Annotated in this window: 17 protein-coding genes; 12 read left to right on the top strand and 5 right to left on the bottom strand. The window is 34.5% G+C overall.

Annotated elements, in window-relative coordinates; all coding sequences use genetic code 11:
• Positions 1-15: 15 nt before the first annotated feature.
• Positions 16-1,413: a cadherin repeat domain-containing protein gene (locus OZP07_RS07015; RefSeq protein ID WP_281637770.1), complete on the bottom strand. Its 1,398-nt coding sequence runs from the start codon at positions 1,411-1,413 to the stop codon at positions 16-18.
• A 909-nt stretch (positions 1,414-2,322) separates the two neighbouring features.
• A complete protein-coding gene (locus OZP07_RS07010; protein WP_281637769.1) occupies positions 2,323-6,396 on the bottom strand; it encodes a hybrid sensor histidine kinase/response regulator transcription factor in 4,074 nt (1,357 codons plus the stop codon).
• 304 nt (positions 6,397-6,700) lie between these two features.
• On the opposite strand from OZP07_RS07010, the gene OZP07_RS07005 reads away from it, so the two are divergent.
• Positions 6,701-7,261, top strand: a complete 561-nt coding sequence (locus OZP07_RS07005) for a 2'-5' RNA ligase family protein (RefSeq protein ID WP_281637768.1) — start codon at positions 6,701-6,703, stop codon at positions 7,259-7,261.
• Positions 7,262-7,316: 55 nt separating this feature from the next.
• Entirely contained in the window at positions 7,317-8,585 is a 1,269-nt protein-coding gene (locus OZP07_RS07000; protein WP_281637767.1) for a thioredoxin family protein, read from the top strand.
• A gap of 103 nt (positions 8,586-8,688) precedes the next feature.
• On the opposite strand, the gene OZP07_RS06995 is transcribed toward OZP07_RS07000, so the two are convergent.
• Positions 8,689-9,393, bottom strand: a complete 705-nt coding sequence (locus OZP07_RS06995) for a LytR/AlgR family response regulator transcription factor (protein ID WP_194641053.1) — start codon at positions 9,391-9,393, stop codon at positions 8,689-8,691.
• A complete protein-coding gene (locus OZP07_RS06990) occupies positions 9,393-10,427 on the bottom strand; it encodes a sensor histidine kinase (protein ID WP_281638459.1) in 1,035 nt (344 codons plus the stop codon). Before OZP07_RS06990 ends, OZP07_RS06995 begins: the two co-directional genes overlap by 1 nt.
• Positions 10,428-10,589: 162 nt before the next feature.
• Between OZP07_RS06990 and OZP07_RS06985 the strand changes: the two genes are divergently transcribed.
• The 3 genes from OZP07_RS06985 (at position 10,590) to OZP07_RS06975 (ending at position 16,578) form a co-directional block, all read left to right on the top strand.
• Positions 10,590-11,975: a TolC family protein gene (locus tag OZP07_RS06985; RefSeq protein WP_281637766.1), complete on the top strand. Its 1,386-nt coding sequence runs from the start codon at positions 10,590-10,592 to the stop codon at positions 11,973-11,975.
• Between the two features lie 11 nt (positions 11,976-11,986).
• Positions 11,987-15,259 (top strand): efflux RND transporter permease subunit, encoded by a 3,273-nt coding sequence (locus tag OZP07_RS06980; protein WP_281637765.1) that lies wholly within the window; start codon positions 11,987-11,989, stop codon positions 15,257-15,259.
• A 233-nt stretch (positions 15,260-15,492) separates the two neighbouring features.
• Positions 15,493-16,578 carry an efflux RND transporter periplasmic adaptor subunit gene (locus tag OZP07_RS06975; protein ID WP_281637764.1) on the top strand — a complete coding sequence of 362 codons (1,086 nt, stop codon included), beginning with the start codon at positions 15,493-15,495 and terminating at the stop codon, positions 16,576-16,578.
• Between the two features lie 618 nt (positions 16,579-17,196).
• Here the strand turns inward: OZP07_RS06975 and OZP07_RS06970 are convergent.
• Positions 17,197-18,177 carry an IS30 family transposase gene (locus OZP07_RS06970; RefSeq protein ID WP_281637763.1) on the bottom strand — a complete coding sequence of 327 codons (981 nt, stop codon included), beginning with the start codon at positions 18,175-18,177 and terminating at the stop codon, positions 17,197-17,199.
• A 282-nt stretch (positions 18,178-18,459) separates the two neighbouring features.
• Between OZP07_RS06970 and OZP07_RS06965 the strand changes: the two genes are divergently transcribed.
• From OZP07_RS06965 to OZP07_RS06935, 7 genes are all read left to right on the top strand, one after another.
• Positions 18,460-19,527 carry a reverse transcriptase family protein gene (locus OZP07_RS06965; RefSeq protein WP_281637762.1) on the top strand — a complete coding sequence of 356 codons (1,068 nt, stop codon included), beginning with the start codon at positions 18,460-18,462 and terminating at the stop codon, positions 19,525-19,527.
• 7 nt (positions 19,528-19,534) lie between these two features.
• Positions 19,535-20,179: a hypothetical protein gene (locus tag OZP07_RS06960; RefSeq protein ID WP_281637761.1), complete on the top strand. Its 645-nt coding sequence runs from the start codon at positions 19,535-19,537 to the stop codon at positions 20,177-20,179.
• Positions 20,180-20,569: 390 nt separating this feature from the next.
• Positions 20,570-21,094, top strand: a complete 525-nt coding sequence (locus OZP07_RS06955; RefSeq protein ID WP_281637760.1) for a hypothetical protein — start codon at positions 20,570-20,572, stop codon at positions 21,092-21,094.
• A 459-nt stretch (positions 21,095-21,553) separates the two neighbouring features.
• Positions 21,554-22,189 (top strand): Crp/Fnr family transcriptional regulator, encoded by a 636-nt coding sequence (locus OZP07_RS06950; protein WP_194641061.1) that lies wholly within the window; start codon positions 21,554-21,556, stop codon positions 22,187-22,189.
• 349 nt (positions 22,190-22,538) lie between these two features.
• Positions 22,539-22,943 (top strand): hypothetical protein, encoded by a 405-nt coding sequence (locus OZP07_RS06945; RefSeq protein WP_194641062.1) that lies wholly within the window; start codon positions 22,539-22,541, stop codon positions 22,941-22,943.
• A 194-nt stretch (positions 22,944-23,137) separates the two neighbouring features.
• The gene (locus OZP07_RS06940) at positions 23,138-23,554 is read left to right on the top strand and encodes a helix-turn-helix domain-containing protein (RefSeq protein WP_228520839.1); all 417 of its coding nucleotides are present in this window, start codon (positions 23,138-23,140) and stop codon (positions 23,552-23,554) included.
• 565 nt (positions 23,555-24,119) lie between these two features.
• Positions 24,120-25,175, top strand: a complete 1,056-nt coding sequence (locus OZP07_RS06935; protein ID WP_281637759.1) for an NAD(P)-dependent alcohol dehydrogenase — start codon at positions 24,120-24,122, stop codon at positions 25,173-25,175.
• Positions 25,176-25,534 lie beyond the last annotated feature (359 nt).

Below are 25,534 nucleotides of genomic sequence, written 5' to 3'. Positions count from 1 at the left end.
CTAGGTTATAACAAACTATTTTTTTGTTATAAAAGCTCTTTCCAGTTCAGTATCAAGAATTACTTTATACACACCTGGAGCAGCTGGATATTTAGCATTTCCGTTTTCACCTGGTGACATAGTTGCGATACCATTTTTGATAAGCCTCCAAGATGGATTCCACCATTGTCCTGTAAATGTTGCTTCTATAGTTCCAGTAAGCGTATACTCACCCACTAACTGATATGGATTGTTAGGATTGTTTGCTAAATGAAGTCCTGTTTGAACCCATCCATTCCAAGTATCCCAGTTAGCATCTTTGATGCCGCCTCCGCAGACACTTACGAAAGGTCTTCTCTGTGCTTCATCATCATGCCATAATCCGTTAGCAATATTTGCCCAGACTTTACTTGACGGCGTATATTTTGTAACTGTGTACGCTAATGTATTTGGATTGACTTTTATTTTATAGTATCCTTTTGTTGGTAAAACAATTGGAGCTGCAGTAACATCGTCTTTTAAGTTTCCTGATGCGCTCAATCCAAAACAGTGCGGTGCAAAATCTGATTCCTGCCCTAAGAAATAAATTTCTTTATTATCAGCATCAGCATAATATTTAAATTCGAAATCCTGTCCGTTTTTGTCATGGAAATACATTGGAACTCCAACTGCATCTGTAGTAAGGTTAGTTCCTTTTGGCTGATCGCATAAATAAATTGCAGGATACTCATTAGTAGCAACAACATTAATATTTAATGTTCCTGTGTTTGGAATTGCAAATTTATCTCTTGCAGTAATTGTCAACACATAATTAGCAGCTGTTACAGGCAGCGTATATGTTTTGTTGAAAGTATATGACTGAGGTGCACCTGTCAATTGTACAGTTTCATCAATACCTAAAGCAGCACATTTTACCTGAACAAAATCAATACCTGAATTATCGTTAACAGTGAAATTCACAGGCATTTGGTTACTTGTTGATAACAATACAACAGCTCCTTCTTTTGGAGTTATCATAGCTATCGCAGGAGCATCAAATTCTCCGTCTAATCGTAAATTAATATCCTGATCAACTGAATTATTAGAAACGTCTGTTACAGTCAGCTTAATTTTAAAAGCTTCAGATGCTCCTCTGTCAGCAGGGATTTCAAAGAAATAACTTAAATCATAAGTTGTAACCAAAGGATCTGCTGCAAAAACAATCACTTTATCTAATGCTAATTCTGCTATTTGAATTCGTACGCTCTTTAATCCTAAATCATCTGCCAAAGCAGCCTTGATTTCAAATTTTCTATTAGGAGCACCATAAATTTCTGTTGTGCCAACTGTCAGAGTAGGTTTTTCTGAACTTGGAAAATCATCTTTATTATCTTGACATCCCGTAAAAAGGACTGCAAAAAAAGTAAGAAAAAATAAAAATTTAATTTTTTTCATTTCTTTAATTTTAAAGGTTATTTATTGGTTTTTTAATTTTTAAACTATTCAATAGTATCAGGCAGTATTATTAAACTATTCAATCTTGTAACTGCTCCGTTTTATTCTTGTTAGTTTGTCCTGTTCATTTTTTGTTTTCTAAATAAACAAGAGAGCTGGTTTTGTTTGGATTTAATGAATCAAATCATTTAAAGGATTTAACAGCTTCCTTTCTGCTAAATGTCCTTCTTTGTTCTGCAATAAACTATTGCAGTAAAAAAATGTTCTTTGGGTTTTTGTCATACGGTTTTTAGATTAATTGTTAGGGTTTTGGTTATTTATAAGTGTTTGTTTTACATTTTTAATTTTTAAGAAAAAAAATTATTCGCTGGAACTGTCAAAACTGATTCGCTGACAGAATACAAATAATGTTTTTTAATTAAGTGTTTTTTTTAATATCCATCTTTCGACAGACTTTTAATAATCAATTCAAAATTTATTATAGACTACGAAAACGATTTTTATTTTGATTAAAATATCCTTTTACAAAACTTATTAAATTGACAATAATATAACGTTGTAGTAACTATAAGTGCAAAGTAATGGCTAGTTCTAAAGTTTCATGAGGGGTAAATTGGAAAAAAAAGGAGGTCAAATTGGCAATCAAATAGTTTAAAGTCCAAAAAAATACGAAATAACAAAAAATAGTAAATAATTTTTAAATGATATGTAATTATTGTTTTACAGAACAAACAGATTCATATTTTTAAAATAATAGTGTAAATAATCTATATTTTAAGATTAGGGAGACATAATGACGAATAAAAATGAAAATACCAGACTATGATTATTTATTTTAATCTTAAACAAATAGCATCTGGTTAAAAAAAACTAAAATACAATGAGGGAGACTCATCTCCGATTCAAATATTATTTGACAATATTTAAATCGGAGTTAAAAGAGTTTTTGTATTTCTTGATATATTCTGACGGTGTCATTCCAAAAAGTTTAACAAACTGCTGCCTGAAATATTTTGGATCTTCAAAACCTACTTCAACACTTGCCTGAGCGATATTCATATTTTCAGTAAGCATTAACATCGCAGCTCTTCTTATTCGGATGGACCGTATAAACGCATTTAATGTCTGCCCGGAAATAATTTTAATTTTGGTGTACAGTGTTCTATGGCTCATGCCCATTTCGGCGGCAAAATTTTTAATCGTATAATCACGTTTGTGAATATTAGCCTCAATAACAGCAATACATTTTTTTAGAATTTCCTGATATTCGGCTGGAACCTTCTGCGTATTTTCTCGAAGTGTAATGCTATCCAGAAAATAAGTCCGCAAATTACTGCGGCTTTTCAGCAGTGATTCGACACGGGCGACGAGTAAATCATCGTCAAACGGCTTTGTTATATAATCATCGGCTCCGTCGCTTATTCCCTGCAGATGTGTTTCCGGATTTTTGGATGCTGTCAATAATATGACTGGAATATGGGATAAACTGCTGTTTTCTTTTATTTTTCGGCATAATTCAAGTCCATCCATAACATCCATCGCAATATCACTGATCACCAAGTCGGGCATGTGTTTTTTTGTCAGTTTTAAACCTTCTTCACCGTTATCTGCACTATATATTATATGTGTTTCTGAAAATAGCTGAATCAAATAATTTCTAATATCTGTATTGTCATCTACTATCAAAAGGGTTCGCTTTTCAGTGAGCATCACTTTATGCAATTCATTATCCGGAGCAGATTGGCTTGAAGCCTCAACAATATCTTCTACATCATCAGTCATTAATTCTTCGACCAAAGGACTCAATTTTGGAATAACAATACTTATATGCAAATCTTCAAAATGATCCTGACCTTTTAAAAACGTGAGCTTAAAAGTACTTCCTTTTCCTATTTCGCTCGTACAGCTAACTGTTCCTTTATGTTTTTCGACAAAATATCTAACAATAAATAACCCGATTCCAAAACCAGAACTGCCTCCTACCGGCACTTTTGAATTCACTCTCTTAAATTTCTCAAAAATAGTTTCCAAATCATCAGCTGCAATTCCAGTCCCGCTGTCTAAAACTTCGATAATTACATCTGTTTGATTTTCGGACAAATGAAGACTGATTTCTCCACCGGCAGGAGTGAATTTGAAAGCATTTGAAATCAAATTAAACAAGGATATTTCAATTTTCTCATAATCTCCTATTATTTCAATATTGTTTTCCGGTATCTGAAAAGTATAATCAATGTTTTTATCTTTTGCCTGATTCACAAAACACTGATGAATTTCATAACAAAGATTATTGACATTTATAACTGACATTTTGAGTTCATCGGCATCATTTTCAGCTTTACGAAAAAGGAGCAGCTGATCTACTAAACTCAAAAGTCTTCTTGCATTTCGATGTGCTATTACCAAATCAGTCACCGAAGAACTATTTTCTACATTTCCTTTTTTAATAGCCTTTTTTAATGGATTTATGATCAAAGACAAAGGCGTACGGAACTCATGAGAAATATACGTAAACATTGATGACTGCTTTTCGGCAACTTCTTTTTCTTTGGCCCTTTCTAATTCGGCAATTTTTACCTGATACTTTAATTTTTCCTTGTTTTTATTATATCGGATGTATCCATAAATAATTCCTGCTCCCGCCAGTAAATAAAAACTGTATGCCCACCAGGTTCTATACCATGGCGGTGAAACAATAACAGTGATAAGGCTTTTTTCTTTGTTCCAGCCTCCTCTAAAATTAGTTGTTTTTACTTTGAAAACATATGTACCCTCTGACAGCCTTGCATAATTTGCTTTCCTAGCCTGACCTACATAATTCCAGCTGTCGTCCCAGCCGTCTAAATAGTAAGCATAATTAATTTTATCGGCATTGTTATAATCCAATGCCACAAATTCTATTGATAAAGCTGTCTGGTCATATGGCAGTTTCACTTCTTTGATTCTGCCGGAATCCCATTCAGTAATTAAATCGTTTTTATTTTCTTCAATAGGCTGATTGTTTAAATAAAAATCTGTCAGCAGTAAATTATTCTTCTGGCTGAACTCTTTTATGTCTTCTGGAAAAAAGGAGTTAAAGCCATTTATCCCTCCAAAAAGAAATTCTCCGCTAGACAATTTCAAACCAGCATTGAAGCTAAATTGATTACTCTGCAGTCCGTCATTTGCTGAAAAATTCCTAAAAGTTTTGGTCTTTTTATCAAATCGGCAGATTCCGTTGTATGTACTCATCCATAAATTTCCGGATTTATCCTCCAGCAGTCTCAAAATCGTATTAGAAGGCAGACCGTCATCTGTAGTCAGCCTTTTGAAGGTATTTGTTTTTCTGTCAAACAGCACCAGCCCCCCTTCCTGAGTTCCCAGCCAAAGATTTTTATCCTTATCCTCATGTATGCATCGTATAGGATTTCCAATTAGAAACTTTTGGTATTTTCTGCTTTTTTTATCGATAGCTAATAATGACGTATAATTACAGCCCCAAAACTTACCGTCACTCGCCTCAACAAGGCACTGCAGGTTATCAATAGTTTTATTAAAAAGCACAAAACTGTTTTTAGCTCTGTCAAATAAATACAATGAACCCTCATTGGTCGCACTTGCCCAAATATCTCCATCAAAGTCTTTATATACAAACCAGATGTTTTTCTCAATCTGTCTGGTAGATGGATTGTAGCACGAGAACTGGGTAATAGTATTGGATGCAGAATTAATCCGGTTTACTCCACCGGCCCAGGTTGACACCCAGATGTCATTGTTATTATCCCTGATTATTCCTGTGATAAAATTACTGCTGATTTTATGAGAGGAAGCGGCCGTAGTGCTATAAATGGTATAGGTATTGTTTTTTTTGTTCCAATATTTCAAACCTGCTCCATCTGTCCCTATCCAAAGATTCTTTTTTTCATCTTCGCAAAATGACAAAATGAAATTTTCGGCGGGATCGCTGTCTTTTACATTATATCGGATGTTTTTAAAATATTTCGGACTGCTGCTTATCATGCTTATGCCACCTCGCAAGGTGCCTATCCACATATTTCCTGAAGCATCTTCGTGCAGACTCCAAATCGAATTACTTTTTACAAGCTGTCTGCCTTTGGACAGACTATAAGGAACCGCTTTTTTACTTTGACCGATCACTTTATAAATACCGCTTCCATCAGTTGTTACCCACATTTCTTTCTTCTTGTCAATACGGATATCCGAAACTGTAGAATTAACCGGCAGATAATTTGAGGATAAAAAATTAGTCCGTGTGTCAAAAGAATAAAGCCCTTCGTCTGTCCCCAGCCAAAGAACTGCATCAGCAGACAGCTTCATGCATTTTACCTCTCTCGATAATGAATAAACAACCTTTAGTTTTTTGGAATTATAATTATACTGGCAGATACCCACATTTCTAACATACACCCAGCAGCGATTATTCTTTGAATCATTTTCAAGAACCGTGGCATTATAATTAAACAGCGTTTTGCTGGATAGTTCAAGACCCACAGACTTTCCCGTATAGGAACCGTTCTCATAAATAAGTACTCCAAAATTTTGTGAAGCGACCAATACCTGTTCTCTGGAAACTGCCCGAATCTGATGCACTACATCTTTTAAGTTCTGAGCGGCGCTATTTTTTGAAACAAAGGCAAGAGGATGAAAAATGGCTTCTCGTTTATCAAAAACGCAGGCACCATTTGCACCGCCAACCCATATATTTTTTTTAAAATCTCCCTCAATATGATAAATTGTATTGAACGCCAATGAGTTTTTATCATTAATCTTATTGCGGTACACTTTAAAATTATAACCATCATAACGGTTTAATCCATCATAAGTTCCAAACCACATAAAACCGTCACTATCCTGATAAATTGTAGTAACTGAATTATTAGACAGCCCATCAGATATATCAAGAAATTTAACGGAGTATTCTTGCGAAAAACCGTTTATAGAAAAAGTGAGTAATAGTATGAAATGCAGGATAAAATTCTTCAACGAAGTAGGTTTTAATATTATTTTTAATACGTGTAAAAAACACAATTAAAAGGCCAAATTTACCAATAACAAATAGAAACAGCGAAACAAAATGATTTAAAACTGCTCCTTTTTATTAAAATGAGCATGCTAAGTTAGCAGGTATTTGAGTTAAAAACAAACAAATCAGACTTTAAACACTTCTTCTAGGAACAGACTGTATTTTTATAAGAATACTACTCTACTTGAAAAATTAATCTTCGAATTTTCTTAAATTTCCGGCTTGCCGGCAAAAATCTTTATTTTTACATATTAAAATAAATACATGGAAAAGCTATATTCTCTCGTCATTCATCCTCCTGAGGAAATCCTTATTTTAGTCAAATCCATGAAAAAACAATTGGCTGGCGAAGTGGGCTGGTATAATAGTAAAAATTCTGTAGGGCACATTACCATCTGCGAATTCAAAGCAAATGAGACAGCGATAGAAATCATCAAAAAACAAATTGACAAACTATGCGGTCCTTTGATTCCTGTCGAGGTACACCTAAATGAATTTGGTACATTTCCCAACGGTGCCTTTTTTATAGCACCCAACAACGATTCGAAAAAAGATTTGAAGCACATCATGAAGCATTTTAACAAATCGCTTCAAATTCTGGATATGAAAAAAAGTGATAATCCGCATCTTTCCATCGCCCGAAGGCTAAGTCCCGAAAATCTTTTCAAAGCCAGCCGATTATTTACCGAAATCGATCTGCATTTTGTTTGTGACAGTGTGGTTTTACGTCAATTTGACGAAAACATAAAACAGTTTTTTGTAACAGATACTTTCAAATTCGGCAATAATCCGCCGCCTGAGCTATTTCAGGGAACGCTTTTCTAAACCTAACAGGTTTTAAAAAACTGTTAGGTTTCATATTTATGATTTTTTTGACAAAATGAAAAAATTCGGAAGTGCAAAAAATAGTAAATTGCAGTTTGAAAAAGAATACAATGATTCCCAAAAAACACCATCAATGAAATTTACTATAAAACATACTTTCTTCATTGCCTTTTTATTTTTTATCTCTTTTGCAAAAGCGCAAAAAACGGCAATAAATTTCTTTGAAAACGATTATAAATCGGCACTGGAAAAAGCTAAATCATCTAAGAAACCCATATTCATAATGGTTTATGCTGCTTGGTGTTCTCATTGCAGTAAAATGAAAAGTACGGTTTTAAAAGAACCCAATGTCATTGCTTTTTACAACAGCAATTTCATCAATGTAATGATGGATTCTGAAACTCCTATTGGAAAAGAATTCATGAAAAAATACAACATAAAATCTTTCCCCATTTTCCTGTTTTTGGATGAAAAAGAAACCCACCTGTACAGCACCGGAGGTGAGTTTACCACCGAGGAATTTATTGCTGAAGCCCAAAAAGTTTTAAACCCAAATACGCAGATCCCTACTTTGGAAAAAAAGTTTAATGAAGATATAAGCAGCCCTGAAAACTGCATTATGTACTTAAGTGTTTTAAGAAAAAGTATTGATTCGGATAAAAGTGATGAAGTTACTGCCAGATATTTAGCTACCCAATCCAAAGATCAGCTGATAAGCCCTATCAACTGGAAAATTGTCGCATTTGGCGTGAATGAATTGAATTCGAAAGGTTTTGAAACCATCATCAGTCATCAAAACGATTTTGCCAAAGCAGCTTCGCCAAAAAGAGTTGAAGCCAAAATTCTAAATGTAGTCAAGAAAACATTAACCCAAAACATCAATTATTTAGATTCCATCGGCTATTCTAAAAACAGAATCCTTGCAAAAAACATCAATCTTGCAAAAGCAGATTCTTTGGTTTTCAAACTTGATTTACAAATGTATGAAGTCACAAAAAGCTGGAAAAAGTACGAGCAGACCACTTTAGAATCGGTAGAAAAATGGGCTTGGAATGATTACCAGACGATTAATAATATTTCCAAAATTTACATTGACCATATCACCGATAAAGAGGCCTTAAAAAAGTCAATTTTGTGGGCAAAACGATCAGTTGAGATTAACAATTCAGCCGAAAACACTCTTTTATTGGCGAGACTGTACAACAAAATCAATGATAAAAAAAGTGCAATCGAAAATGCACAAAAAGCCAAAAACATTATTATCGCTATGGGATGGGATGTCAAAGATGTAAATCAATTTCTAAAAGAGTTAGGCACAAAATAAATCTGTTAAAAAAACTTTAGAAACTGAAAGCAAAAAGCCTGCAAGAAAATAGTCTTAGCAGGCTTCCTGTTTGAAATAATTGAGTTAGTAAGCACGTTTATTTCTAAATTTTATTTTTCAATCGATCTGTTAATTCGCGTTTATAGGTTATTCCAATAGGCAGTTTTTCCTTTTTGATAAGGACAAAATCCTTCTCGGCATCGTCAATTTTATCGATTGCAGCGATATATGATTTATGGATTCTGATAAAGTTTTTTCCAGGAAGCTCTTTTTCTAATTCGGCAGTAGTAATCGACGCTAAATACACTCTTTTTGCCGTAAACAGCTTCACATAATTACCAAAACTCTGTGCATATAAAAGTTCGTCCAGTGCTATATCAATCATATAACCGTCAACCTTTACAACAATTGAATTGACGATCATTTCTTCGGGTTCAGTTTTGATGATTTCCATGGAAAAAAAACGCTCAACAGCTTTCAGAAATCTTGGAAAATAAATCGGTTTCAAAAGATAATCAATCACGCCGTAATCATAACTTTCTAATGCAAATTCGGAGTAAGCTGTCGTTAAAATCGTTTTGGGATGATTCGGAATAATTTTCAGCAGTTCCATACCTGAGATTTCGGGCATATTGATGTCCAGAAACATCAGATCCACCTTATTTTCCCGAAGATAATCCATCGCTTCAATGCCGTTATAGCCCTGAAAAACCAATTCTAGCTGCGGATTCTGCTTGATATAATTTGCCAAAACATAATGCGCTGCCGGCTCATCGTCAACAATAATGCATTTTTTTGGTTCCTTCATTATACAATCTTTTTTAGCTGCAGTTTCAAATCTACAATATAAGTATTTTTATCGTCTTTAATATCCAGCTGATACTCTTTTCCATAAATTAGATTCAAGCGTTCGATGGTGTTTTTTAAACCAATTTTGGTCGAAACCACATCCGTTTTCTTCGGAATGGAATTGACTGCATGCAGATGAAGCAGTCCGTTTTCGACAGTAATTATAATGCGGACAAAACATTTTTCAATGGCGCAGGTACCATGTTTAAAAGCATTTTCGATAAAAGCAATCAACAGCATCGGTGAAACTTTATAAGCGTTCTCGTTGTCAATTTTGCAGTCATACGTGATATCACAGCGATACCCGACGCGCTCTTTCTCGAGTTGAATATAACTATTGATAAACTCCAGTTCATCTTCAAGTGACACACATTGTTTGTTATTGCTTTCCAGCTGATAACGCATCAGCTGTGAGACCTTCATAATCAGATCGGGAGTTCTTTCTGGAAATTCTAAGCTTATTCCGTAAAGTGTATTGAAAGTATTGAATAAAAAATGAGGATTCAATTGTCCTTTCAAAGCATTCAGCTGCATCTGATTGAAAAGCAGTGTTTCATCAGTTTGTTTTTTATTAATTCTGTAGAATTTAAAAACAATTATCGGACTCAAAATACAGACCAGAGTTCCCAAAACACTCGCCAGCTGATAAATATAACTTCTTTGATGTGAGTTTTGATACAAATGACATTTGGCAAACATATCCAAACCTGTAATTTCATATAAAACTATCGAAAACACAAATACTCCCAAGAGGGTTAAACCAATATATGCCAGCGGTCTTTGTTCTTTGAATAATATAGGAAGTATAAAAAAACGGTTGAACTGGGCATGCATATATAAAATGCAGTAGAAAAAAATTCCCATCAAAATGGAAACAAAAGAACTGAATAACATCCAGTCATTTTTCAGGGTATAAATCGTAAATGAAAAACTGACGACGGCAATTTCCTGCCACCATTTATTCTCCATTATATCATTAAACTTTTTGTTCATTTTCATACTTAAATAGTTTACAAATTAACTGCTATTTTTTAATTATTATTACCAATAAATGACCAATTGAATTGGTCATTTATAATTGCAGTACATCATTTAAGGAGGCTTATATCCGCTTAAGAGAAATAATTTTGTTTCATAATTTTACATTTGAGTTTTATGTATTTCAACAAAATTACCTTATTCATTTTCCTGATTTTTGCCAGCTCCGGCTTTTCACAAACCCTGTCTTTGAAAGAAGCACTAAAAACAGGTCTTGAAAACTACGGCTCTGTAAAAGCAAAAAGCAATTACAGCAAGGCTTCGCAGGAAACGCTTAAACAATCCAAACGCGATTATCTGCCTAATCTGAACCTTTCGGCTCAGCAGGATTACGGAACAATCAATGGGCAGAATGGTGCTTTATACGGTTTTAACGGTTTAGGAACTGCTTCTTCCGGACCGGCACTTCCGGAGCAGAACTGGAATTCGGCTTTTGGAGCATTATATCTCGTGAATATGAACTGGGATTTTTTCACATTTGGAAAAGCGCAGGAAAAAATCAATCTGGCCAAAGCTGATGTTCAGGTTAAAGAAAAAGATCTGAATCAGGAAAAATTTCAGCAGCAAATCAGAATTTCATCGGCTTACCTCAATTTATTAGCAAGTCAGCGATTATTGATTTCACAGCAGAAGAATTTGAGCCGTGCCGAAGTTTTCAAAAAAACCGCTGTAGCCCGCGTAAAAAATGGATTATTGGCCGGAGTCGATTCTACATTGGCAACAGCCGAAGTATCAAAAGCTAAAATGGCTTTGAATCTGGCTCGGAATTTCGTCAAAGAACAAAACAATAAACTGGTCGATCTGATGGGCGTTGCCCCGCAGGATTTTATAACTGATACCCTTTTTGTAAATCAGATTCCAAAACAATTGGCTTTCGCCGAAAATGCGCCGGACAGCCTTCATCCGCTATTGCAGTTTTATAAAACAAAGACAGATTACAGCAGTCAGCAGACCAAATTATACAAACGCTTTTACTATCCTACGGTGAGTGCATTCGGCGTGCTGCAGACCCGCGCCTCTGGTTTTAATACCGGTTATGCTATCGATCAGACTGCTTTTACCAAGAACTACTGGGACGGCGTAAATCCGGATCGTTCCAATTATTTAGTCGGAATTGGAATCAGCTGGAACCTGACCACTCCGTTCCGAATGAGCAGACAGGTACAGGCGCAAAAATATGTTACCGAAGCTTTGAAAGAAGAATACAATCAGGCGGACAGAGAATTGAAATCACAGCTGAATTTTGCCAATGATAAAATCAAAATCACTCTGGAAAATTATGCCGAAGCGCCTGTTCAGGTCAGCGCAGCTCAAAGGGCTTACGTACAAAAATCAGCTTTATATAAAAATGGATTAACCGATCTGACCGATTTGACACAAACTATGTTTACGCTAAACCGTGCCGAAATTGACCGTGATATTGTGAATAACAATGTCTGGCAGTCTTTTCTGCTGAAAGTGGCAGCAACGGGCAATTTTGACTTATTTATGAATGAATTTTAATTAAAAACCAGATGAATTTAATACGTTTTGCACTCCGCAAACCCATCTCTATATTGGTATTAGTAGCCGGTTTATTTTTCTTCGGAATTGGTGCCATCAAAGACATCAAAGTAGATATTCTCCCGAAAATGAATCTGCCGGTAATCTACATTGCGCATCCGTTTGGAGGTTATACGCCAGATCAGATGGAAGCCTATTTTGCCAAAAATTATGTGAATATTTTACCTTTTGCCAACGGTATCAAATCGGTCGAAACCAAGAACATTCAAGGTTTAATGATTATGAAACTGACCTATTATGAAAATACCAATATGGCACAGGCCGCTGCCGAACTGGGTGCACTTTCAAATAGAATACAGGCTGGATTTCCTCCGGGAACTCAGCCTCCGTTTATCATTCGTTTTGATGCTTCTTCCCTGCCGATTGGTCAATTGGTTTTGAGCAGTAAAATACGTTCCAATAACGAACTGCAGGATTTGGCCAACGTCTATGTCCGTGCTTCGTTTACTTCAATTCCCGGTTTATTATCGCCGGCACCTTTTGGCGGAAGCCCAAGAACTGTCGAAGTTAATGTAGATCCAGACTTGCTCCGATCGCACAATATGACACCCGATCAAATCGTGGAAGCCATTCGTGTGAACAACCAGACAGCTCCTTCAGGAAACGTGAGAATCGGCGATGTCAACTACATTTCGCCAACCAATAATACGATTAAGGAAATCAAGGATTTCGAACAGATTCCGCTGTTTAAAGGCGGGGTTCAGAACCTAAAATTAGGTGATGTTGCCACGGTAAAAGACGGTGCCGATATTACTAACGGTTATGCCTTGGTCAACGGAAAACGCTCCGTTTATATCAGTATTGCCAAAGCCGGAGATGCTTCGACCTGGGATGTGGTTCAGAAATTGAAAGCCGAACTGCCAAAAATTCAGAGCACGCTTCCCGAAGATGTTAAATTATCATATGAATTTGACCAGTCGGTTTATGTAATCAATTCGGTTAAAAGTTTAATTACTGAAGGAATAATTGGAGCGGTTTTGACCGGATTAATGGTACTGCTTTTCCTTGGTGACCGCCGTGCGGCTTTGATTGTAATTCTGACGATTCCAATTTCGATTATTTCGGGCGTTTTGTTCTTGAAATTATTCGGGCAGACGATTAACTTAATGTCGCTGAGCGGACTGGCATTGGCTATCGGAATTCTGGTAGATGAAAGTACCGTAACGATAGAAAATATCCATCAGCATCTCGACATGGGAAAACCCAAGGCACTCGCTATCTGGGATGCCTGTAAAGAAATTGCACTGCCAAAATTATTGATTCTGCTTTGTATACTTGCCGTATTTGCTCCTGCCTTTACAATGGCTGGGATTCCGGGAGCTTTATTTTTGCCCTTGGCATTAGCAATTGGATTTTCGATGGTGATTTCGTTTTTATTGTCACAGACTTTTGTGCCTGTAATGGCGAACTGGCTGATGAAAGATCATCCGAAACACCAACATGCACCCAATATTACCGACGATGAAGCCGAATTCAATCAATGCGGTTTAACACCTGAATCAGAGAAACAACTGATTACTCAAAAAAAAGAGTATGTTGAAAGAACTGATACTGACGGAAACGGAAAAATCAGTGCTTTTGAGCGTTTCAGAATGCGCTTCATGCGCACGCTTGAACGGTTGTTTCCTTACAAAAAAGCAGCTGCTTTAACGTATTTGATTGCAGCAACTATTCTAGCTGTTGTGTTTATTTCGTTCATCGGAAAAGATGTTTTCCCGAAAGTAAACTCAAGCCAGTTTCAGCTGCGGATGCGTGCTCCCGACGGAACCCGATTAGAACGTACCGAAGAAAAAGCCATTTTGGTTTTGAAAGAACTGAAAAAAATGGTCGGCAGTGAACATATTGGAATATCGTCTGTTTATGTGGGCCAGCACCCGTCTTTGTTCTCGATTAACCCAATTTATCTGTTCATGGCAGGTTCTCACGAAGCCGTTTTTCAAGTGAGTCTGAAAGATTATCATGCCGATATGGATGAATTTAAAGACGAGTTCCGAGCCAGAATCAAAAAAATACTGCCTGATGTAAAAATGACTTTCGAACCAATTGAATTGACTGATAAAGTGCTGAGCCAGGGCTCTCCTACTCCAATCGAAATCCGAATTGCTGGAAAAGACAAAAAACGAAATGAAACCTACGCGAATCAAATCATAGAGAAACTGAATAAATTTCCCTATTTCCGTGATGTGCAGATTGGTCAGCCGATTCATTATCCGGCAATGAATATTGATATTGACAGAACCCGTGCCGCTGAACTGGGCGTGGATATGAATGATATTTCGCGTTCGCTGATAGCTTCGACCTCATCATCAAGATATACCGAAAAGAATACGTGGATTGATGAAAAATCAGGATTGTCGGTGAATGTTCAGGTTCAGGTACCGCTGAATCAAATGAAAAGCAAAACCGATATAGGGGAAATTCCGGTATTGAAAAACTCGCTACGTCCTGTTTTGAGTGACGTTGCCAAAATTACACCCGGCTATGTGAGCGGTGAAAATGACAATTTAGGGGCCATGCCATACATTACTGTTACAGCAAACATCAACAAAACCGACTTGGGGACGGCGACAAAAGATGTGGATGCAGTGATAAACTCACTAGGCGAATTACCTCGTGGCTTATTCATCACGCCTATTGGAATGAGTAAAGTATTGAGCGAAACATTAAGCAGTTTACAGGCTGGATTATTAGTTGCCATCTTTGTAATCTTCTTAATGCTGGCCGCTAATTTCCAGTCGTTCAAAGTGTCGCTGGTGATTCTAACCACAGTTCCGGCGGTAGTTTTGGGAGCACTGCTAATGCTTACGATTACCGGCTCAACGCTGAATTTACAATCGTATATGGGAATCATCATGTCGGTTGGGGTTTCGATTGCCAATGCGGTTTTATTGGTTACCAATGCCGAACAGCTGCGAAAAATAAACGGCAATGCACTCGAATCAGCGCGTGAAGCGGCGGCACTGCGTCTTCGTCCGATCATTATGACTTCGGTGGCGATGATTGCGGGTATGTTACCAATGGCAATTGGTCATGGCGAAGGAGGCGATCAGGTGTCACCGCTGGGAAGAGCTGTTATTGGCGGACTGTTATTCTCCACCTTTGCCGTGTTATTGATACTGCCGCTGATTTTTGCCTGGGCGCAGGAACATACCACGACACAATCGGTTTCATTAGATCCCGAAGACGAAGAAAGCATTCATTATATCTCATCATTAAAATCATAATATAAAAAGCTTTGATGAAATTGCTTTACTAACAACTAAATAAAAAATGAACCACATACAGACATAGATTTATAACTGATCGTGAAAGAATAGATAGAAAACAGCACTATTTTTCACATAGATGGACTATGTAAAAAGTAAGACGTCTATCCAATCTTTAAACATTAGAAAAATCTATGTTTCTATGTGGTTAAAAAACAATCTCAGCCATTGGGTACAAAACATTCACATTTATGAAAAAAAATAAAATATACTTATCAACAACGCTGGCAGTTACGGCGTTACTTTTTCTAAACAGCTGTAATTCCAAGAAAGAAGAAACTGCTGCTGTTACAGAAATCGAACCTAAAACAGAAACCTTTCTTTTGCAAAAAGAAAAACTAACCACCGAACTGCGTTTACCAGCCGAATTAACAGGTTTCCAGCAGGTGGATCTGTATGCCAAAGTGAGCAGTTTTGTAAAAACGCTGCAAGTAGATATTGGAACCGAAGTCAAAAAAGGACAGCTGCTGATTGTTCTGGAAGCACCCGAAATCAGTTCACAGCTGGCGGCAGCCGAATCGAGATTAAAATCGATGGAAGCGATTTATGCAACCAGCAAAAGCACCTACAGCCGCCTGTATGAAACGAGCAAAGTAGAAGGAACGATTTCCAAAAACGATCTGGAAATGGCAAGCGGCAAGAAAAACTCGGATTACGCACAATATCAGGCAGCAATTGCAGCGCACAAAGAAGTTTCGATTATGAAAGGCTATCTCGAAATCCGCGCTCCTTTTGACGGTGTTGTGTCGGCAAGAAACGTGAATTTGGGAACCTTAGTTGGCCCTGCTTCGAGTTTGCCGTTATTGACAATCCAGCAGCAGGACAAACTGCGTCTGGCGGTTTCTATTCCGGAGCTGTACACGGGTTACCTGCACCAGGGCGACGAAATGAGTTTTAATGTAAAATCACTGCCGGATACTTTTAAAGCGACGATTCAGAGAATGTCCGGTGCTCTGGATTTGAAACTGCGTTCCGAAAGAGTCGAAATGGATGTGCACAACACCAAAGGCAGTTTACTGCCCGGAATGGTAGCCGAAGTCCTGTTACCGCTTAACGCCAAAGACAGCACCTTTGTCATTCCAAAAACGGCATTGGTGAATTCAGCGGAAGGTATTTTTGTTATTAAGGTTGTCAATCATAAAGCCACCCGAGTGGATGTTAAAAAAGGAAGAGAAATCGATGATAAAATTGAAATATTTGGTGATTTGAATTCGAATGATAAAATGGTAAAAATTGCCAGCGAAGAAATTAAAGAAGGTGATGATATAAAGGAATAATCTTTAATAGTTAATTTGTGGTTAAAGTGCTGTAAGACTTTAGGGTTTTATGGCACTTTTTTTGTTTTGCAGTACCTGTTTTATAATACATTTTACGAAAAGATGTGGATGGGTTGTAAGAAAAAATGAATATATTTGGAAATAATAATTAGGCACAAACATTCACATATAAACCCAAATTCGGTCGGTTGGTGAATGTTTGTATCGAATATAAACGAGTTAGTGGCTATTTTTCCGCAGAAACAGATTAAATAATAAAATATTATGGATTTTGAAATTGACGAAATTAGAGAACTGACAATTGATTCAAATCAATTAGAACATACCGAAAAAACATATAATTTCTATTATGACGAAACCAATAATATTAGAAAATTCTATTTAAAGGAAAATGATTTTAATGATTCTTCCAAAAGTAATTTTGTACTTGGTGGAATTGTTTTTGAAACTACTAAAACTGATTTTCGAGATTGTTTTAATAAATTAAATTTACAATACAATGTAACTGAAGTAAAATTAAAAAATCTTGCTACAGGAGATTTTATTTCTTGTCTTAAATCAAAAAAGCTTAGGATATTTTTAGATTTTTTATTTCATAGCGATTTATACATGGTGGATTCAACATATAAATGCAACAGTATTCAATTTATTGATTTTTTCGGCGAAAATTTCATTAGGTGTTTTATAGCCAAATCTTTTTCTGGGTCTGTTGTTTAATGTATTAACTACTGTTTTTATTTGTTGTTCTTCGATGTTTTCAAAGTTAGATTTTTTAGGAAAATATTGTCTTATTAATCCGTTTAAATTTTCATTGGCTCCTCGTTCCCAGCTATGGTAGGGTTTGGCAAAATAATAATCGATATCTAAATCTTCTGCAATGGCCCGATGATTGGCAAATTCCTTTCCATTATCCGAAGTAATGGTCTTGATTATTGGTTTCCAATCTTTCAATAATTCAATTGTTTTCTGCTGTATTGCACTAGCTTCTTTGCTTTCTACTTTTCCCATAAAAAGTATTCCAGAGGCTCTGTCATTGATAGTTAGTAACGCTCCTTTGTGATTCTTACCAATGACCAAATCAATCTCTAAATCGCCCAATCTACTTTTCTTTTCTACTATCTTTGGACGCTCGCTAATATCGACCCTACCAATAATAAGTCCTCTTTTATCCTTTAAATGTCCTCTTTTTTTATACTTTTTACCCTTGGCCCTAAGATGTTTATATAAGAGTCCTCCTTTGCGTTTATTTTCCCAAATATATTGATAGATTCTTTCTTTAGAAACCATTGCTCTTTTGTCAATTTTTGCTCTGCCAACAATTTGTTCAGGACTGTAATCTTGCTTTAAATAAAACAAAATATTTGCTTCAACTTCTGAGGTTAAAGTGCATTTTTTGATCTTAACCTTATGCCTGTTTAAAGCTTTTTTATCCGCCAAAACAGCTTTATAAACACCACTTCTTTGATCAGAATTACGTTTTATTTCTCGAGAAATAACTGATTTGTTTTTATCTACCAATTCAGCAATTTCGGAAATACTGATACCGGCATTTCTATATACTTCTATTTTGTATCTTTGTTCTAACGTTAAATGTGCCATCTATTTTGAGTGTTGCAACCCAAAGATATGATGATTTTTTCGCCAACTCTAGTGTTATTCTTTTGACCTAGGTCAAAAGAATAACACTAGAGTTTTTTTTCACGTTGCATTTATTACTTGAATCTAAGAAGAAAAAAAACAGATGATAAAAAAATCAGCATAATCAATTTAAAAAGAGAATATAGTGGGTAGTTAGGGTAAAATTATGGATATGAGTTCGTATCCGATTATTAGAATAAATTACTATCTACCTTACCCTAACGCCCACTTATATCTTTAGAGATGGATTTACTTCAAATAGAAACAAAAAAACAATTTTTATATTTTTTAAGATGTAGAGAATCTTTTTTAGATGCTGTCAATTTAAGAGAATATGTAATAATTGACAATAAAAAAAATGAAAATGTTGACTTCGAAATACTTGAAAACACAATAGCTATTGAAAAATTTTATATCGAGAAAAGAAATCCAACTTTAGGTTATAGAACTATACATAATTCTTTAAATCACGAATTAGAACATTGTCAAAAAACATTAAATACTGGACTATCAAATATTTATAAACCGTTAGATTGTGTCCAAGGCTTTGTATTTAAAAAGAATATTAAAACAAATGCTTTTGTGCATTTAGCAAAAAAACAAATACTTACATTAGACATTAAGGATTTTTTTGAAACTATCACCCAAAATCAAATTATTGAAGCACTTAGTAAATTGGGTATAAATATTCAAATTTCTGAATGGATTTCTAATATTGCTTGCGTAAATGGATATCTAGTACAAGGTTTTAGCACTAGTCCAATTCTTGCAAATATTGTTGCTTTAGAAATGGATTTAGAAATCCTTAAAAATATTGATGAAACAATTAATTATACTCGTTACGCAGATGATTTATATTTTTCAAGTGACTTATCTCAATTGAATCTCGAATTAATCACAAAAATCATTACTAAATATGGTTTTGAAATTAACAATTCCAAAACTAAACTAATGAAAAGAGGTCAAAAACAATATGTTACAGGGCTTTCTGTATTTGACAATAGTTATCCGAGAATTCCAAAAAAAATAAAGAGAGAATTAAGATTAGAAACATACTACATTGGAAAATATGGATATGAAGAACATATTATGCGGAAATTAAAAATTAAAAAACATCAATTAAAAAATCAAGAAATTAAAAGTTTAATCCTTAATGAAATAGACATAACTCGTGATAGAATATATGGTTGGTTGCATTTTATAAACTCTATCGAACCAAATTTCAGTAAAAAAATCACACAAGAATTAAAAAAAACTTCTGCCAATCGAGTAGACGGCTCCTCCCTAAAGGCATTCTATGGTAAAATCTAAATGAATAATGAAAAAAATAATTGACGGAAAAATAAATTCTACAGAATATGACAATGCTTTGTGTAAGGTTTTATGGATTTTAAAAGAAGCAAACATTTCCGAGGAGGACAAAGAAAAGGAAATAGATGTATGTGAGGGATTTCGTAATGATTGGCATAAAAAAAATGCTTTATCTGTACCTACATTTCGAAAATTAATTTATGCTACATATGGTATTTTGAATCCAAATGTTGAATGGGAAAATATACCATATGCTAATCAAGAAGCTTATGAAGTGGTTAAACAAATTGCATACATAAACATAAACAAGTTTCCTGCCGATTCTTATTCAAATGATTTGGAAATAAAAAAAGCATATAATGAAGGAAAAGACGAACTTTTAAAACAGATTAAAGATTTAAATCCTAATATAATAATATTTGGAAACACACTCAAATATTTTGAAGATAAAGATTTAGCAGAAATAAATTGGAATATTTCAAAAACAGAAAAAAAATATGCAGATAATAATACTTTCAATACAGCATTTTACATAATTTCTAATAATAAACTATGTATTAATGCATATCATCCTTCATATCCAAAAATAGCTGACAAAACATATTGGAAAGAAATCAGAGAAGCAGTTCTATCTTGGAAATCAAATAAATGATATATAAAGAAATAATTGTAAAGTCAGAATAATTAAAAGTTTCAAGAATTATGAGAAAGGTTTTACCCACTCTGGTGTTCGTTTACAACGAGTACCTACTTAAATCAAAAAAGTAAATCATAGCGTTTATAACACAATTACTAAAACAAAGACTTCTTCTAAATTTATTATGTAATAACATCTTAATAACCACGTTCCAAACACTTTATTTAGTTTTCACAAATAACAGACACTTGTTGTAAGCGACCACCAGATTGAAATTATTGAAATATGTTGCATTCCTAAAAAAACGAAAATTCCTGTTTTGGCAGAACTTTTTTTTTATATTTGATTAAACACAAACGAAGGTTTTTTGACAGATTAACGTTAGTAGTAATTCTTAAAATCCTAATGAAAACTGAAATAATAGAAAAGGCAAATTATTGGATTAATAACCAAGATTTTGAAGAAGAAATGATTGTTTTAACAGAGGGAATTGAAGAACATAATCACTGTTTCTCATTTCTGTGGTGTATAAAAAAAGAAAAACATTTGGATTGGAAGCAAAGAACGAATTGGATTGGATCTGGACGTTTGCTAATTAGTAAAGATGGAAAAATTGCTGAATTTGAAGGATCAGCTCCTTTCGTTGATTGGATTCATCATTTTGAACTAAAAATTCAAAATATTGAAGACTATTGGTTGTTAGAAATTCCGTATAGAAAAAAAGATATTTCAAAACTTAAATCGGCTATTAAGTGCTCTACAAAAGAACTAATGGAACTAGTCAATAAAGATGACAAAATAATCTTTGATGAATCAAAAGCCTGGAATGACCATTTTCCAAAATTTAAAGAAATCGCTGATGATCTAAATCGATCAGGAATTAACTGTCAAGTGGAAATAAGACAGAGAACTGCTACTAACCCGCTGTAGTACCAGAACGAGGCAGGCAAGCTTAAAGCGACCTTAATAACAGTAAAAAAGTCTGTCCTATTTTACATTTTTGATTATATCTTCCTTTGTTCTATTAATTTAAAAACAGAATATTATTTCTGTAAATTCCATCAAACCCCGATCGCACAGAATTGCATTCTATGCACACAAAGTGATGCAGACAAAGCATATAAAAATATTTAATTGGCAATTCGAATGGGCACATCTTGCAAAACTGCTCTAACGAGTGCTTGCCTCTGCGCCTCTGCCTGAAATTAGGCAAAGACGCAAAGAACATAAAGGATAAAGTTTTTGAAAAACATTCAAAACTAATTTATTCTGTAAAATGGTACTAGTCACTGATAGTCATATAAAATTATGATTAGACATGTAAAAAAATAGACTGAAAAAAACCTTTCTTGCAACGAATATGTTAAAGTATATCATACAACATATTTTTTGAAATTTCAGCAATATTTTAGCACTAAAACCGTACGAAAAATTGATGTGACTAATAATATTGACACTATACGCCGGCTAATTTTAAAATATATCGAAATTGATGATTTGGAGTGGCTCTATTGCTCTTCTCTTTTCAGTATTGAATATATCAATAAAAAAGATGTTCTTCTTCTTCAGGGTTCGACATGTAGGAATGTCTATTTTGTTATTAGCGGATTGCTTCGAATTTATTTTGTGAATTACAAAGGAGAAGAGAAAACATTTCATTTTTCGATTGAAAATACTTTTGCAGCTGATTATGAAAGCTTTCTAAAAGATATTCCTTCAAGTTTTGCTATTCAAGCTCTGGAGGATACAATTGTAATGAAGATTACTCTTGAAAAACTGGAGGATTTTTATAAAAAAGTAAGAAATGGTGAAAAACTTGGCAGACTAATTGCTGAAGACTATTTTTTTATTGTTAGTGATAAAATAAAAGCAATTTATACCCAGACTCCCATAGAAAGATACAATGCAATGAATGCAAAATTTCCAAAAATATTGCAGCGCATCCCACAACATTATATTGCTTCTTATCTTAATATTAGTTCCGTTCATCTTAGCCGCTTAAAGAAATACGCTGCAGAAGAATAATTACAAATCGATAACAAATGTTATCAGTTTAATCCGCTTTACATTGTTCCTTTGTGTTATAATTAATGAAAATCAATCATTAACTAATTTGCTATAGTCTTTCAAAGTGGTTTATAAAATACCTGAATTAAGATTTTTTTTATTAAAACTATATTATAACTAATAGTTATATTCTATGATTAAAATTGTAAGAAAATCAAATTAATATAATATAGTTTTACTGAAAATAATTTTCCCATTACGTATAAAAACTAAGCATACTTTGAATTGAGTAAAATCTATTTCTAGCAAACTTCTACATTTTTTATTCCAAACTAAGATATTCTATCTTAACAACTATTAACATACTATGTTTACAATTCTTACCTATAACAATGTCCAATTTCGCTATGGTTCAAAAAGCTGGAATTACACTTTTGATGAAATTGAAGAACTGAGTCTAGTAAAAAAAAACAAATCCTACAGTAAAGAGAATTTTGCTTTTATCTCTGTTACAGCACTAGCCTATTATTTTATGCTTTTCTCAAATTTAATGGATCTGTATTATATAATCCCAGCCATCTTGTGCTATTCCGTCATTATTACATTGCGTTTTCATGACACTTCTAAATTTGAATTTTATGTATTTGTAAAAGACATTTATAACAAAGAAACTATAATTAAAATTAAGACAACAGACAGAACAAAAATTGGTAAACACATTGATTTATATTTGGATTTAAAGTTCAAAAAATTAGTTTCCCAAGAAATTTAATACCTCAAACAGCTTATGTTATATACAGGAATTTCCCAATACGATTTTGTTTTAATAGGCATAGCGGTAGTTTATGGTTTTATTATTACAACAAAGAAAAAATAAAAAAATATTTTTAAACCCTACTTTTAAAATATTTCAAAATTGAACATTTAAAAGACTCTGCATTTGTATTGAACCCAAATACAAACTACATGGATAAAAACACCCCAAATAATATGAGTACTTCATCTATTAAAAAAAAGATAAAAAACATTAGAGAACTGAAAAATTACACTCAGGAATATATGGCTGAACAGTTAGGTATCACTCAAGCAGGTTACAGCAAAATTGAAAAAGGCAAAACAGATTTAGGATACAGTAAACTCGAAGAAATTGCCAATGTGTTTGGGCTTACTGTAGAAGCAATAATTAGTTTTGATACTCAAAAATATTTTAATAGTTTTAATAATGTGAACGGGAATTACAATGGCAATATTCTTATAAACTCAGAAAATCAAACAACATTAAAAAAACTTTATGAAGATAAAATTATCCTTTTAGAAAAGCTTCTAAAAAGAACCAATTCAGAACTAGAACGCTATGTGGATCAGTATGGTGAATTAAAATAATTACCATCTCAGAAAGTTTCTGATAATAAGTGTAAAAATTTAATTAAAAAAGACCCGATAGCGATATAGACAACGATAGCACAGAATTGCATTCTGAGCCCACAAAGTACAGCAAACAAAGCATATAAAAATATTTTAATTGCCAATTAGAGCGGGCTAAGTTTGCAAAACTGCGCTAACGAGCACGCAGAACTAACGGCTTATTAATTTCCCGAAGATTGTTACTTGTTCAGTGCGCAATTATTCAGGTTTAGAAAATGATTTGGATGTGGTATAGCTGCATTTATTTTGATGTTTTTAGAAATTCAAAAGACAATTATTCTTGCTCTGCTTTACAGGGACAGAAAACAATTCATTATGCAGATTAATTGAAACAGCAATTCTTCCATTGACTAGTTTTAATTCGGATAGTGATGTAACCGCAAAAAAATCAATCAGCATACAGTACAAAAATAATTGATAAAATATTTGAATTTCTTAAGTATTGGATTGTTTTCCATAAATCGAACCTTACTCAAACAATTAACTTTGTATAATGGAATAACGCACTTATAATTAAAAAAATATGGAAACTACAAATGTAAAAGCTTACGGAACCGCATCTGCTGATGCGGCTCTGGCACAAATGGATATCCAGCGCAGAACCGTTACGGCAAAGGATATTGAAATTGATATTCTATATTGTGGTGTCTGCCACTCTGATCTGCACACCGCCAGAAACGACTGGGAATTTACAACTTACCCAACTGTTGTTGGTCACGAAATTGTAGGGAAAGTGACCAAAGTAGGAAGCGAAGTAACGAAACTAAAAGTGGGTGATTTTGCAGCTGTGGGCTGTATGGTAGATTCGTGCCAGACTTGTGACAGCTGCAGACAGGATTTGGAGCAATATTGTTCGAATGGATTTACAGGAACTTATAATGGTAAAGACAAACATTTGGGAGGAATGACCCTTGGCGGTTATTCGGAGAAAATTGTGGTAGAGGAACATTTTGTCCTGAAAGTGCCAGCAAATCTTGATTTGGCCGCCACAGCACCTTTATTATGTGCAGGAATTACAACCTGGTCACCGCTCCGTCACTGGAAAGCAGGGAAAGGAAGTAAAGTAGCCGTTGTAGGATTGGGCGGACTCGGTCACATGGCAATAAAGCTGGCCAAAGGTCTTGGCGCCGAAGTAACGCTGTTTTCGAGAACTCCGGGAAAAGAAAAAGATGCTTTGGAACTGGGTGCCGATTCAGTAATTATTTCTACTGAAGCGGATCAAATGGGAGCTGTAAACGGAAAATTTGATTTGATCATCGATACCGTTCCTTATATCCATGATATCAATCCTTATGTGGGAACTTTGAACACAAATGGAACACTCGTAATTGTAGGCTATCTTGGAGGAATAGAACCGTTTCTAAACACAGTTCCGATGATAATGGGACGGAAATCGGTAGCAGGATCTTTAATTGGCGGTATTGCCGAAACTCAAGAGATGCTCGATTTTTGCGGTGAACACAACATTGTTTCCGAAATTGAATTAATCAAAATACAGGACATCAACGAGGCTTATGAAAGAATGCTAAAAAGCGATGTACGTTATCGTTTTGTGATAGATATGGCATCACTTAAATAAGCTGCTGTCATTCTAACTTTTAAGACTTCAGTAACTTTACCGCTAGTTCCTCAGCGGCTCAAAAAAAAACCGTTATCACTTAAATATAAGCGGTAACGGTTTGCTGAAAAAAAATTAACCCTGTCTCAGATCTGCACAGCGATAGCGAACTGACGAAGTAATTCTAAATTATCGGAGTTTTGCTGACAAAAATTATGACCCAGACGTTGTGAATTTTCTTTTTTCTAAAACTAAACCACTATGGACTGAAAGTCTGTAGATTTGGTTAGGCAGACTGAAAGTCTGCAAGATTGGATTACGAAAATTGATGAAATTTTGCCACAGATTCACAGATAAAAAATGATTTTAAAATCTGTGAA

The sequence above is a fragment of the Flavobacterium marginilacus genome (genome assembly GCF_026870155.1).
Lineage (GTDB): Bacteria > Bacteroidota > Bacteroidia > Flavobacteriales > Flavobacteriaceae > Flavobacterium > Flavobacterium marginilacus.
The sequence above is the reverse complement of the archived record's forward strand: the minus strand, read 5'-3'. Positions and strand labels throughout refer to the sequence as shown.

Excerpts from the sequence above, each read along its gene's own strand:
- OZP07_RS07015 (WP_281637770.1), bottom strand. The coding sequence starts at position 1,413 with ATGAAAAAAATTAAATTTTTATTTTTTCTTACTTTTTTTGCAGTCCTT.
- OZP07_RS07005 (WP_281637768.1), top strand. The coding sequence starts at position 6,701 with ATGGAAAAGCTATATTCTCTCGTCATTCATCCTCCTGAGGAAATCCTT.
- OZP07_RS07000 (WP_281637767.1), top strand. The coding sequence starts at position 7,317 with ATGAAAAAATTCGGAAGTGCAAAAAATAGTAAATTGCAGTTTGAAAAA.
- OZP07_RS06995 (WP_194641053.1), bottom strand. The coding sequence starts at position 9,393 with ATGAAGGAACCAAAAAAATGCATTATTGTTGACGATGAGCCGGCAGCG.
- OZP07_RS06990 (WP_281638459.1), bottom strand. The coding sequence starts at position 10,427 with ATGAACAAAAAGTTTAATGATATAATGGAGAATAAATGGTGGCAGGAA.
- OZP07_RS06985 (WP_281637766.1), top strand. The coding sequence starts at position 10,590 with ATGTATTTCAACAAAATTACCTTATTCATTTTCCTGATTTTTGCCAGC.
- OZP07_RS06980 (WP_281637765.1), top strand. The coding sequence starts at position 11,987 with ATGAATTTAATACGTTTTGCACTCCGCAAACCCATCTCTATATTGGTA.
- OZP07_RS06975 (WP_281637764.1), top strand. The coding sequence starts at position 15,493 with ATGAAAAAAAATAAAATATACTTATCAACAACGCTGGCAGTTACGGCG.
- OZP07_RS06970 (WP_281637763.1), bottom strand. The coding sequence starts at position 18,177 with ATGGCACATTTAACGTTAGAACAAAGATACAAAATAGAAGTATATAGA.
- OZP07_RS06965 (WP_281637762.1), top strand. The coding sequence starts at position 18,460 with ATGGATTTACTTCAAATAGAAACAAAAAAACAATTTTTATATTTTTTA.
- OZP07_RS06960 (WP_281637761.1), top strand. The coding sequence starts at position 19,535 with ATGAAAAAAATAATTGACGGAAAAATAAATTCTACAGAATATGACAAT.
- OZP07_RS06955 (WP_281637760.1), top strand. The coding sequence starts at position 20,570 with ATGAAAACTGAAATAATAGAAAAGGCAAATTATTGGATTAATAACCAA.
- OZP07_RS06945 (WP_194641062.1), top strand. The coding sequence starts at position 22,539 with ATGTTTACAATTCTTACCTATAACAATGTCCAATTTCGCTATGGTTCA.
- OZP07_RS06940 (WP_228520839.1), top strand. The coding sequence starts at position 23,138 with ATGGATAAAAACACCCCAAATAATATGAGTACTTCATCTATTAAAAAA.
- OZP07_RS06935 (WP_281637759.1), top strand. The coding sequence starts at position 24,120 with ATGGAAACTACAAATGTAAAAGCTTACGGAACCGCATCTGCTGATGCG.